Genomic DNA, 12,297 nt, shown 5'->3' on the forward strand with positions numbered 1-12,297 from the left:
CCTCGGTGATGTCGAGCTCGGTCGACGTCGTGGAGGACTCCTCGATGGTGATGACGCCCTCGGTGCCGACGGCGTCGAAGGCGCGGGCGATCAGCTCGCCCACCTCGTCGTTCTGCGCCGAGATCGCGGCCACGTGGGCAACCTGGCTGCCCTCGACGTCGCGGGCGTTCTCGTGCAGACGGCGGGTCACCGCAGCGACGGCGGCTTCCATGCCGCGCTTGATCTCGCCCGGGGCCGCACCGGCGGCCACGTTGCGCAGGCCCTCCTTGACCAGGGCCTGGGCGAGGACGGTGGCGGTGGTGGTGCCGTCACCGGCGACGTCGTTGGTCTTGGTGGCGACCTCCTTGGCGAGCTGGGCGCCGAGGTTCTCGTACGAGTCCTCCAGCTCCACCTCGCGGGCGATGGTCACCCCGTCGTTGGTGATGGTCGGGGCGCCCCAGGACTTGTCCAGCACCACGTTGCGGCCCTTCGGGCCGAGGGTCACCTTCACGGTGTCGGCGAGCTTGTCGATGCCGGCCTCAAGAGCCTTGCGGGCGGCATCGTCGAACTCAAGCTGCTTTGCCATAGCTATGCGTTCTCCTTGATGAGAAGAGATGTGGGGTGAATCTGCAGATGACCGTCAGCGGTCAGCGCAGGCTCACTTCTCGACGATGGCCAGCACGTCGCGGGCGTTGAGGACCAGCAGCTCGTCGCCGCCGACCTTGACCTCGGTGCCGCCGAACTTCGAGTAGATGACGACGTCACCTTCAGAGACGTCGACGGGCAGGCGGTCGCCCTTGTCGTCGAAGCGGCCCGGGCCCACGGCCACGACCTTGCCCTCCTGGGGCTTCTCCTTGGCGGTGTCGGGGATGACCAGGCCGGAGGCGGTGGTCTGCTCGGCTTCGAGCGGGCGGACGACGATGCGGTCCTCGAGGGGCTTGATGGAGACAGACACTGCTGTTCTCTCCTTTGCGTATCAGCGGATCGGTACGATGCACAGGCCCGATGGCGTCGGAGTCCGACGCCGGTCACGGGCGACTGATGCCGTGCGCCTCGGGATGGCCAACCGTCGTCGCGGTGCCGGATGGCTCTCCGTCAGGCTTACGGCTCCGGGCTGACGGGCTCGGAACCGCAGGCACGCCCAGTGGCTTCGGGCGTCGGTTCACACTTTATGACCGCCTTAGCACTCGGTCAAGCAGAGTGCTAAAGGAGTTGCTGGTCTCTCGTGGCAGAGGGCCCGGGGAGGAGGAGTTCGTGGTCGGCCAGCGGTGTCAGTCGTGAGTCGTGGCTGGCAAAGAGCACGACTGCTCCGCGATCGGCGAGCTCCCGGAGTGCCTCCGCGTCGATTGCTGTGTTGTCGTCGTCGAGCGAAGAGGTGGGTTCGTCGGCGAGGACGAGTGTCGGTTCCTTGATCATCAGTCGTGCTAGGGCGACACGCTGTTGCTCACCGCCCGAGAGACAGTGGGTGGGCTGTTCAGCGAGTGCGCTGATTCCGAACCGGGACATCGCGTCGGAGGTGTCGCTGCGGTGAGGTCGGCGGCGGTGAGAACCGGTGGCGATGCGGACGTTCTTCTCAGCGGTCCACGAATCGACCAGACCGAAGTTCTGGAAGAGGAACCCCAGGTGGTCGCGGTGCAACCGATGAACAGTGCGTGCGGGTATCCCGGTCATTCTTTCGTCGCCTAAGAAGATCTCTCCGCCGTCTAGTTCCTCCAGAAGTCCGATGCAGTTCAGCAGAGTCGATTTTCCGGACCCGCTGGGGCCTGTGATCCGGTAACAGAGGCCGCTTTCAGCGGCCAGATCGATAGCGGAGAATATCGTTCGGTCGGCAAAGCTCTTCGTCGCCGATTCAACGTGCAGGTCCATGGGCTCGTCCTTTCTCAGTCACGCCTGACGCTCCGGTCAAGCGTTCTGCGGTGATGAGCAGCAGTGATGCCAGCTGTGAGGCAGGTCGTGACAACTACGGTGGCCGCGACCAATAAGCCTCGCTCGACGTTCGGCAACGGTGTGGCGAGGACTCCAAGGCCGGAAGCGAGGAGAGTCACGGTGCTGAGGGTGCCGATGAATCCTCCGTGGATGCGGAGGAAGCTGAGGCCGTGGATCGTCGAGACGAAGAGTCGCTGTCGGTTCCTCGCACAGTGAACGCCGGCAGCTGCTGTGGCCGAGACTCCCAGGACCCCCACACTCAGCAGCAGTGCGGCCCCGGTGGCTTGTATGCGATGTTCGGCCTGGATGATCTGGTGCCGCGCATCGGCGGCGACGTCGACGTAGGCCGAGACATAGTCGGCGAAGCCTAGCTCGTGCAGCTCCTCGTGAGTGGTGTCGGGGGAATCGAACAGCAGGTCTGATCCGAAGAAGGGGAACAGGACATCCGGCAGGCCGTCGAGTCCCTCGGGGAACACGATGAGCACCGGATGATCGTGTTCTGCGTCATTCGTGGTGTCAGTCTCCGAATAGGTGAAGAGATCCCGGGGAGCGGCGTATTCGCCGAACGAGGCAGTGGATTTCTCGAGTGAAGGGTCCATTCCGGTGATCAGCTCGGTGTATCTGTCCCAGGCGCGTTCGCCAGTGTCCTCCGGTGCAGTGGTCGGCGCCAAGACCTGGGGGAGCGCGGGGTCGTGATCAGTGGTGATGGTCACGTCCTCACGTTCCAGGAACTCCTGGTTGGCCAGCAGGTAGTCCTCCTGGTGCATCGAAAGAAGGACGGAGTTGGCCTGGTCACGTTCTCGTGCGTAGTCGGCGAACTGAGCTGTGACCTCAGAATCGGGGTCTTCGACGTCGGGGCCGTCGTAGTGGACCGCCACGAGGTCATCGGCTCGATCCCAGTGGGCCAGGGACTCCTGCTGATTCACCAGGCTGCGAACTGAGCTGATCATACTGCCGATCAGCGCAGACATTGCCAAGACTGCTACGGCCTGGGTCATCACGGCGGCGATTCCCTGGCTGCGGGTTGGCTCCGCTCCCTTGATCGTCGTGGCATCCTCGCGCTGAGGCCAGAATATGAGACAAGCGATCACCAGTGCGGTGACAGTGCCGACGACGGTCACCAGTAAGGCGACGAGCCACGGAAGATAATCCGGGAACCTGGCCCAACCGTTATAGAGCAGGAGAGCGCCGGCCGTGATGGCCAGGACCACCACTGCTGAGAGAGAGCTCTCCCTCAGACATCTCGCCGCTTCATGCCGAGCAATCTGCAGTGTGGACAAGCCGTGGAGACGTTGAATGAGGTAGACACGTCGACGTTGGGAGACCTCGTAGCCTACTGCGAGTATCAGCGAGAGGGCGCCGAGCCCGAGTGCGGGCAGGAGGCCGACGTCGCTCAGCCGACCCAGGAGAAATGGAAGGGTCTGCCCGTCGGTGGACGTTGCGTCGAAGTCGGCGGCTTGGAGTGTCTGCAGGAGTCCTCGAAGCTCCTGTTCGGTGCCGGTGAAGTGGTAGGTGCCTCGAAGGGGTTCAGCGCCGACCTCAGATGATGGCTCAACGGTGACGGTGACATCCGGATCGAACGCTGCCACTTCGACGTCGGGTTCTGAGGGGTCGCCGAATCGGTAGAAGGTCCGCAGCGAACCGTCCCCACGATCCCGAGATTCGAGCGTCAGTGTTGTCTGATGCGTCTCTGCTGCCTCGTCGAGCGTGGATACGGCCTCCTCATGGGTGAGACCGTCCGGTAACTCCTCAATAGTGACCCATCCGAAGCTCGGTTGATGCGGAGGAACCTGAGTTTCGATATCGCGGAAGCTCTGAACAGCGGCCAGGCTGCACAAGGAGAGGAAAATCAGGGTAGTTATTCGAAGAAGCCGAAACACGACAAGGTGAACCTCCAGGTGACCTATAGGTCGGCCATTTCACTCTAAGGTATATGCGGGGCAGCCCGGCAAGGGGCGATGCGGGTCGGGGACTGAGGCTGCGGAGGATTCGGCTCAGCAGGAAATCAGCAGGAAATCGGGGACTGCTCGGTGTTCCCCATCCGAGCAGTAGACTGGGTGCGGTCGCGTCTGCAGGCCACCACCCGCAGAACCGCCGAGACGAGCCACACCACCGGAAGGCAGCCGCTGTGCCCGAGAACTCCGCAGAGACCCACGATCCCTTCGGCTTCTTCGGCCTCACCTATGACGACGTCCTCCTGCTTCCCGGAGCTACTGACGTCATCCCCTCCGACGCCGACACCTCCACTCGGCTGACCCGCCGCATCTCCATCAACGCGCCGGTGGCCTCGGCGGCCATGGATACCGTCACCGAAGCGCCGATGGCGATCGCCATGGCCCGGCAGGGTGGCATCGGCATCCTGCACCGCAACCTCTCCATCGAGGAGCAGGCCCGCCACGTGGATAAAGTCAAGCGCTCCGAATCGGGGATGATCTCCGATCCGGTGACCATCACCCCTGACGCGACTCTGAAGGACCTTGACGACATCTGCGCCCACTACCGGGTCTCCGGGCTGCCGGTGGTCGATGAGTACCGCAAGCTGCTCGGCGTGATCACCAACCGGGACATCCGCTTCGTCCCATATGAGGAGTTCCTGACCACCAAGGTCTACGAGAAGATGACCCCGCAGCCGCTGATCACAGCGAAAGAGGGCATCGCCCGGGACGAGGTCATCCGGCTGTTCTCCGAGCACCGGGTGGAGAAGCTCCCGCTGGTCGACGACGACGGCCGGCTCACCGGGCTCATCACGATCAAAGACTTCGACAAGGCCGACCAGTACCCCTCAGCCACCAAGGATGACGAGGGCCGGCTGCGCGTCGGTGCCGCCGTGGGATTCTTCGGCGAGGGCTTCGAGCGCGCGATGACGCTGATCGATGCCGGCGCTGACGTGCTCGTGGTCGACACCGCCAACGGGCACACCCGCGGGGTGCTGGACATGATCGCCAAGCTCAAGGCGGAGCCGCGTGCCGCCGACGTCGACGTCATCGGCGGCCAGGCCGCCACCCGCGAGGGGGCCCAGGCGCTCGTCGATGCCGGAGCTGACGCGATCAAGGTCGGTGTCGGCCCAGGCTCCATCTGCACCACCCGGGTGGTCGCCGGGGTCGGTGTCCCGCAGATCACCGCCATCTACGAATCCTCCAAAGCCGCCGGACCCGCCGGGGTGCCGCTGATCGCCGACGGCGGACTGCAGCACTCCGGGGAGATCGGCAAAGCGCTGGTCGCCGGAGCCGACTCGGTGATGCTGGGCTCACTGCTGGCCGGCGCCGCAGAGTCCCCCGGTGACCTGGTTTTCTACAACGGCAAGCAGTTCAAGGCCTACCGGGGCATGGGTTCGCTGGGTGCGATGCAGACCCGCGGGAAGAACACCTCCTACTCCAAGGACCGCTACTTCCAGGCTGACGTCCCGGATGATGAGAAGCTCATCCCCGAAGGCATCGAGGGCCAGGTGCCCTACCGCGGTCCCTTGAGCGCCGTGCTGCACCAGCTCGTGGGCGGACTGCGCCAGACCATGTTCTACGTGGGCGCGCACACGGTCCCGGAGCTGAAGCAGAAGGGCCGGTTCGTCCGCATCACCTCTGCCGGGCTGAAGGAGTCTCACCCGCACGACATCATGATGACCGTCGAGGCCCCGAACTACCGCCGCTGACCACCTGCCCGGCGGCCACCGGCACCTGCCGGCCCGAGGCCGTGGCCCGATCACCTGTATCCCCTACGGAAGGCATCTGACGCGCTGTGACCACTGCACCGTCCGCGCCCTACGTCACCACACCCACCCTGCGTGCCACCGAGGCCGGGCTCACCGCCTGGCGGCACTCGCGGCAGGCGCTGGAAGAGATCGCAGCGCTGCCGTTCCTGCATCAACTGGCCGAGGGCACACTCCCCGCTGAGGTCTTCGTCCATTACCTGCTGCAAGACTCGGCCTACCTCTCCGGCTACGGGCGGGCGATGACCCTGCTGGCCGCACGGGCTCAGACAGCCGGGCAGATGCGCTTCTGGGCGCGGGCCACCTCGGACACCATCGCCGAAGAGCAGACGATGCAGGCCGAGCTGATGAGTTCCGAGGAGTTCTCCGCGCTGGCGAAGACGATGACCGTCGACGGCGCCCCGGACCCCTCACCGACCACGCTGGGCTACACCTCCTGGCTGATCTCCGAAGCCGCTGTCGACGACTATGAAGTCGCCGTGGCCGCGGTGCTGCCCTGCTTCTGGGTCTACGCCGAAGTCGGCCGCCACCTTGTGACGACGATCGGTAAGGCGATGGTGGAGCACCCCTACCGCCGCTGGGTGGAGGTGTACTCGGACCCGCAGTTCGATGCCGCCGTGGAAGAGGCGATCAGCATCTTCGACGAGCTCTACAGCACCGCCGATGAGAACCTGCGCGCACGGATGCTGCGGGCCTTCGAGCGTGGCTGTGCCTATGAGGGGCGTTTTTGGGCTGCCTCGCACGCCCGTGAAGAGTGGACCATGCATGACCGCGGCGCACATGCCCGGGGTGGAGAGGAACAGCACAGATGAGCAACGAGATCCCGATCGGTCTGGCCAAGAGCGGGCGCCGCGCCTGGGCCCTGGACGACGTCAACATCGTCCCGAACCGACGCACCCGCGCGCCTCAGGACGTGAACCTGGAGTGGCAGATCGACGCCTACACCTTCGATGCCCCGGTGATCGGTGCGCCGATGGACTCGGTGATGTCTCCCCAGACGGCCATCGCCCTGGGGCGGCTGGGCGGACTCGGCGTGCTCAACTTGGAAGGCCTGTGGACCCGGTACGAGGATCCGCAGCCGGTGCTCGAGGAGATCGCCGCACTGACCGGTGACGAGGTCTCCGCGGAGAACACCCGCCGCCTGCAGCAGCTGTACTCGGAACCCATCCGTGCCGAGCTGATCTCCCAGCGGCTGGCAGAGATCCGTGAGGCCGGTGTGGTGGTCTCTGGTTCGCTGACCCCGCAGCGTACCCAGGAGTTCTACCGGACCGTCATCGACGCCGGGGTGGACATGTTCGTCATCCGGGGGACCACTGTCTCGGCCGAGCATGTGGCGCAGGAGGGTGACCCGCTGAACCTCAAGGAGTTCATCTATGAGCTCGACGTCCCGGTGATCGTGGGAGGCGCGGCCGGCTACACACCGGCGCTGCACCTGATGCGCACCGGTGCGGCCGGCGTGCTGGCGGGATTCGGCGGGGGATCGGCGACGACGACCCGCCGCTCGATGGGCATCCGGGTTCCGATGGCCACTGCGATCAGTGATATCGCCGCCGCCCGGCGTGACTATCTGGACGAGTCCGGTGGCCGGTACGTCCACGTCATCGCCGATGGCGGGCTGGGCACTTCCGGGGACATCGTCAAGGCGCTGGCCATGGGCGCTGATGCGGTGATGCTGGGTACCACGCTGGCCCGTGCCGAGGAGGCTCCCGGGCAGGGCTGGCACTGGGGCTTGGAAGCTGTGCACCCGGACTTCCCGCGGGGCCACCGGACCCGCGTCGGGAGCGTCGCGCCGTTGGAGGAGGTCATGTGGGGGCCGAGCCGACACACGGACGGCTCTTCCAACCTGATGGGCGGACTGCGCCGGGCGATGGCCGCCACGGGCTATTCGGATCTGAAATCATTCCAGCGGGTGGACGCCGTCGTCTCACCTGTGGTGCAGCAGTCCCGTTGATCTGAACACCTCTGACGTCTTGCGTGGAGTTGTGGCTGCGCAGGGTGATTGTCGGGTGAGTCTGCGCAAAGCCTCGTGGAATCGTGTTCAGGGACATAAGATGTGTCCGAACTGACTGTTTCGATGAGGGGGAGAAGCCGATGCGCCTGACATCTCTGACACCTGTGGCCTCTTTGGCCGCCGTCTCGCTGCTTCTGGTGGGGTGCGGCAGCCATGTGCCCTCGGAAGAGATCGAGACCACTATGAGCGATGAGCTGGAGAGCACCTTCGGCGTCGAGGTGGAGGATGCCACCTGCGATGACAACTTGGACGCGGAAGAGGGCGAAGAGGTCACCTGCACCGTGACGGTCGAGGGCGAGGAGACTGAGGTGCTGGTGACCGCAGACTCCGTCGACGGCGACGAGGTGTATATGACCTTCGAGCCTCAGGAGTGAGACTGCGCCGCAGCGGGCCGAGACCTTGATGGTGCCGGCGTCGGCGGTGGTGTGGTGTGCCGCTGAGCTGGGATGATCTAGGATGCGGGTATGCGTTACGGCTTTCTCATCCGACGGATCATCCGACTGGTGCGGCGGATCGTCCGCACCTCCAACCGCGGCGGGCAGCAGGGCGGAACCGGCTCACAGCCTCCGCAGTGAGCCCACCCTCCCCGCACTCAGCCCCTCTCCCCGGTTGACTCTGTTTTTCGTGCCCTTTTGAGGCTGATTTTCCACTCAAAAGGGCACAAACTCCAGAGTCAACGGGGGTGGTGGGTAGGGTTCGAGGGCGAGGGTCTGAGTCAGGGAGCTGCGCCGGGGTTGTCAGGGGTCTGCGCCGGGGGTGTGAGGCTCCTCGTCGGGTTCATCCTCAGTGGAACCGTCGACGAGCATTCCCTCCTCCGTCTGCGCCACGATGCGCGTACCGACGAGGTCACCGGTGACGTTGCACATCGTCCGGCCCATGTCGAGGATCGCGTCGATTCCGGCCACCAGTGCGACCGGTGCCATCGGCAGTCCGGCGGAGGTGACCGTCATCGTCAGCATGATCAGCCCGGCGCCCGGGACTCCCGCGGTGCCGATGGAGGCCAGTACGCCGACCAGGGCGATGGTGACGAGCTGCAGCAGCGTCAGTTCCGTGCCGGTGACGTTGGCGACGAACACCGTCGCCGCACCCACGTAGATGGCCGTGCCGTCCATATTCACGGTGGCGCCGAAGGGCAGCGTGAAGGAGTAGACACTCTTGCGGACGCCCAGCTGCTGGGCGGCCTGGGTCGAGACCGGCAGAGTTCCTCCGGAGGAGCGGGTGACGAAGGCGGTGAGCATCGGCTCCTTGGCGGCTTTGAAGAACCGCCCGATCTGCGCTCGGAAGACCAGCAGGATCAGTGTATACACCACGATCTGCAGCGCGATGCCGCCGTACATGACTCCCGTGAGCGCAGCCAGCGGCAGCAGAGCATCGGCGCCGGTCTCCCCGACGGCCACGGCGATCAGTGCGAACACTCCGATGGGGGAGTACTGCAGGATGCCGCGGATCAGCAGGAAGATGATCTCGAGCCCGCCCTCGGTGATGCGGCGCAGCAGGGAGGCCAGCCCGGCGAGCCGCTCATCGGTGCTGTCCTGCATATATGACAGCGCGATCCCGGCGATGATCGCGAAGAACATGACCGCGAGAATCTCGCCCTCGGAGAGAGCGGTGAAGATGTTCTCCGGGACGATGTTGGTGAACACTTCGGCCAGTCCGGGCGCCTCCTGCGCTTCGGCCTCTTCATCGCCGGTGAGTGTGAGCCCGGCTCCCGGTGAGATGAGCAGGGCGAGTCCGATGCCCAGGGAGATCGCGAATGCGGTGGTGACCAGGTAGAACACGAATATCTTGCCGCCGACGCGGCCCAGCGTCTTCGGTGAGACTGAGGCCACGCCGGAGATCAGGGTCAGCAGGATCAGCGGCATCACCAGCATCATCAGCAGACGCAGGAAGATCTCACCGAGCGGTTCGATGACGGTGACCGGCGGGCCGACGACGAGCCCGACGACGACGCCGAGGACCAGCGCGACGCCGAGCTTCCAGATCAGCGGGACGTCTAAGTACCAGCGCCACGGTGAGCGCCGTCGGCTCGGGGCCTGATCCGCTGTGGCAGGGGAGCGGCCGGAGCGGTTTGCGTCGGACCCGTCCCCGGGGTGATGTTGCTCGGTCATGATATTCCCTCGGTATCAGAAGCTGCGAAAGCAGAGTGTATGAGGTGCGTGATGGAGAGAATGTACTCCATGGGGCTCCGCAGGGCCTACCTCGGGTGCATGTGTGACAGGGGCACGCGGCTCCGGAGGGCCTCCGGGGGGAGAGCGTGGGATCAGCGCTGGTCAGGGGCTGAGGTGGAGTGATGACGGTGTATCGTCATTCCATGATCTTTCGTACTGTCTTCCGACTCGTCGTGCTGCGTCTGCTGCGCATCGGCTTCCGCTTCTTCCGTGACCGCCGCCGCAGAGGGCAGGCCCCGCGCTGACTGCTGAATCGTCGGGCCGTGCCCGAGGAACACAGAGCCGGGCGTCGCCGGATCAGCGTGAGATCCTGCGGCGCCCGGCTCTGTGTGGCCAGCTGGTGGTTTAGAAGACCAGGATCAGAATGATGACGATCAGCAGGATGGTCGTGAGGCTGATCGGGATGATGGGTCCGCGCATGGTCGGCTCCTTCGGCGCTCGTTGTGTCTTATGACACTTCTGACGGTAGACCTCTCGTGAGTGATTCGGCAGGCTTTCCGTGGCGCGGCGTACGAAATTTCTTCAAAAAACTCCAGGTCAGAGCTTTGTAGGTGATGATGGACGCGATGCTATGAGCCTGCGTGCGCGGGTACGCCAGGACAGAGCCTGGCCCCAGTTTGGAGGCCTGAGTGAGGCTCCGGTAGCATCGTCAGGTCTGAGGTGACGTGTCCGAGCGGCCGAAGGTGCGACACTCGAAATGTCGTGTACGGTAACCCCGTACCGTGGGTTCAAATCCCACCGTCACCGCCACGCGCAAGGCCCCGACTCCCCTAGAAAACACTGGGGGGGAGGGGCCTTCGTCATTTCTTCGCTGAGTGACCCGACTACATTCCGACTACATTCTTTGGCGTTGCCGCCCTTTCCTTCAAGGGCTCGTGTGGGCGACTGTTGCAGCGAGGTCTCGGCGCTCCCCGCTCCTCACCGTCGCGGGGAAGGCGGCACAGCCGCCTCGGATGGGCCGACGAGTATCTGTAACCGAGCCTGAAGGAGTCATGATGAGCCCGAGGGCGTGAGGAACGAACTGGTGACAGGTTCGGTTTAGGCCGTGAGCGTGAGCGGCTCGGTCAGTTTGGCTTCGAACTCGATGGGCGTCAAGCCGCCGAGTGTGTCCTGGGCGCGCTGACGGTGATACTTCCGTTCGATCCAGATGACGACGGCCAGCCGAAGCTCCTGCCGGGTGCCCCAGCGTTGCTGGTTGAGCACGTTCGTCTGCAACAGTGACCAGAACGACTCCATGGCCGCGTTGTCCTCGACTGCGCCAACTCTGCCCATCGATCCGACCATGTCGTGACGGCGCAACTCGCGGGCCATGGGCCGGGAACGGAACTGGCTGCCCCTGTCGGCATGCAGAATGCACCCGGCGACCTCACCGCGGCGGGCAACTGCGTTGCGGACGGCGTCGACGGCAAGTTTCGCGGTCATCCGATCCGAGATCGAGTAGCCGACGATCCGGTTCGAGCACACGTCCTTGATCGCGCAACAGTAGAGCTTGCCTTCGCTCGTCCAATGCTCCGTGATGTCCGTGAGCCAGAGCCGGTTCGGGGCGTCGGCGCGGAACACACGCTGCACGTGATCGTCGAACACCGGCGGCCCGGCCTTCTTGCCCTTCCCACGGTGCCGGCATTGCGGGGACGAGAGTATCCCGGCCTGCGAGCACAGCTTCCACGCCGTCCGCCTGCTCATCCGCTACCCCGACCGGCGAGCTTCATCGGCCAAGTATCGGTACCCGAACGTCGGGTCGTCGTGGTGCGCGTCATGCAGTGCGTTGATCCGATACGCGCGGAGCACGTCCGCGTCCCGGACGGGGTCGTTCCGCCACCGATAGTAGGGCTGCCTTGCGAGCTTGAGAACCCGGCACGACACCGTCACGGGAATCCCCGCAGCGGCGAGCTCAGATACGAGCGGGTACGTCATTATGGGGAGCCACCGAGACGCAGATTCGCCTGCGACAGATACGCCGCCGCACGGCGGAGGACCTCGTTCTCCTGCTCCAACAACCGGATCCGCTTCTTCAGTTCACGAGCCTCAGCAGCGTCCGCCGCGGTCTGACCAGGACGGTTGCCGTCTTCGACATCGGCCTGGCGGAGCCAGTTCTGCAGGGTTGCTTCGCTGATGCCGAAGTCGGTGGCGATCTGTTTGATGGTGACGCCGCTCTCACGGCTACGAGCAACCGCGACAACGTCCTCGCGGAACTCTCTGGGATAGGGACCGGGCATGATGACATCCTCCCCGCCAGCGCCTCCCGGCACTAACGATCAGTTGTCACCGATCCGTTCCTCACGCCCTCACGATGATAACGAGTACAAGGACGAATGGCGCGACCACCGCAAGCGTGTACAGAGCGTATGCTCTGGGATCGAGCAGCGGACCCGGGCATTATCCCGGCGCGATCGCTACACATCAACTCAAGGCGAGCCCCTTGACGCGTGGTTCCTGGGGGTGTTGGCTGTCTAGTGGTCCGTCTCAGTTTTGGTTTGCCTGTTCGTTCAGGCTGGCTCGTGCTCGGGTGA

At 64.8% G+C, this 12,297-nt stretch carries 9 protein-coding genes, 1 tRNA gene and 1 pseudogene; 5 read left to right on the forward strand and 6 right to left on the reverse strand.

The window, feature by feature from the left end:
- From RIL96_RS12755 to RIL96_RS12770, 4 genes are all read right to left on the reverse strand, one after another.
- On the reverse strand, nt 1-565 hold a 565-nt coding region (locus RIL96_RS12755), incomplete at its 3' end, for a TCP-1/cpn60 chaperonin family protein (protein ID WP_310549408.1).
- A 72-nt stretch (nt 566-637) separates the two neighbouring features.
- Nucleotides 638-934, reverse strand: a complete 297-nt coding sequence (gene groES, locus RIL96_RS12760; RefSeq protein WP_310549409.1) for a co-chaperone GroES — start codon at nt 932-934, stop codon at nt 638-640.
- 248 nt (nt 935-1,182) lie between these two features.
- The gene (locus RIL96_RS12765) at nt 1,183-1,845 is read right to left on the reverse strand and encodes an ATP-binding cassette domain-containing protein (protein ID WP_310549410.1); all 663 of its coding nucleotides are present in this window, start codon (nt 1,843-1,845) and stop codon (nt 1,183-1,185) included.
- A gap of 14 nt (nt 1,846-1,859) precedes the next feature.
- Nucleotides 1,860-3,743, reverse strand: coding sequence for a bacteriocin-associated integral membrane family protein (locus RIL96_RS12770; RefSeq protein WP_310549411.1), 1,884 nt, complete (start codon nt 3,741-3,743; stop codon nt 1,860-1,862).
- A gap of 290 nt (nt 3,744-4,033) precedes the next feature.
- On the opposite strand from RIL96_RS12770, the gene guaB reads away from it, so the two are divergent.
- The 4 genes from guaB (at nt 4,034) to RIL96_RS12790 (ending at nt 7,993) form a co-directional block, all read left to right on the forward strand.
- A complete protein-coding gene (gene guaB, locus RIL96_RS12775; protein WP_310549412.1) occupies nt 4,034-5,551 on the forward strand; it encodes an IMP dehydrogenase in 1,518 nt (505 codons plus the stop codon).
- Between the two features lie 86 nt (nt 5,552-5,637).
- The gene (locus tag RIL96_RS12780; RefSeq protein WP_310549413.1) at nt 5,638-6,420 is read left to right on the forward strand and encodes a TenA family protein; all 783 of its coding nucleotides are present in this window, start codon (nt 5,638-5,640) and stop codon (nt 6,418-6,420) included.
- On the forward strand, nt 6,417-7,559 hold the full coding sequence (locus tag RIL96_RS12785; RefSeq protein WP_310549414.1) for a GuaB3 family IMP dehydrogenase-related protein: 1,143 nt from the start codon (nt 6,417-6,419) through the stop codon (nt 7,557-7,559). The genes RIL96_RS12780 and RIL96_RS12785 overlap by 4 nt, the downstream gene beginning before the upstream one ends.
- Before the next feature lie 140 nt (nt 7,560-7,699).
- Nucleotides 7,700-7,993 carry a DUF4333 domain-containing protein gene (locus RIL96_RS12790; RefSeq protein WP_310549415.1) on the forward strand — a complete coding sequence of 98 codons (294 nt, stop codon included), beginning with the start codon at nt 7,700-7,702 and terminating at the stop codon, nt 7,991-7,993.
- Nucleotides 7,994-8,356: 363 nt separating this feature from the next.
- Here RIL96_RS12790 and RIL96_RS12795 read toward each other — a convergent pair whose 3' ends face one another.
- A complete protein-coding gene (locus tag RIL96_RS12795) occupies nt 8,357-9,727 on the reverse strand; it encodes a dicarboxylate/amino acid:cation symporter (RefSeq protein ID WP_310549416.1) in 1,371 nt (456 codons plus the stop codon).
- 719 nt (nt 9,728-10,446) lie between these two features.
- Here RIL96_RS12795 and RIL96_RS12800 point away from each other — a divergent pair.
- Nucleotides 10,447-10,537: transfer RNA gene (locus RIL96_RS12800), tRNA-Ser, on the forward strand.
- 288 nt (nt 10,538-10,825) lie between these two features.
- Here RIL96_RS12800 and RIL96_RS12805 read toward each other — a convergent pair.
- Nucleotides 10,826-12,003, reverse strand: a pseudogene (locus RIL96_RS12805) (IS3 family transposase).
- Between the last annotated feature and the right edge of the window lie 294 nt (nt 12,004-12,297).

Origin of the sequence: Nesterenkonia aerolata (genome assembly GCF_031470965.1) — a bacterium.
In the GTDB taxonomy this organism is placed as follows: Bacteria; Actinomycetota; Actinomycetes; order Actinomycetales; family Micrococcaceae; genus Nesterenkonia; species Nesterenkonia aerolata.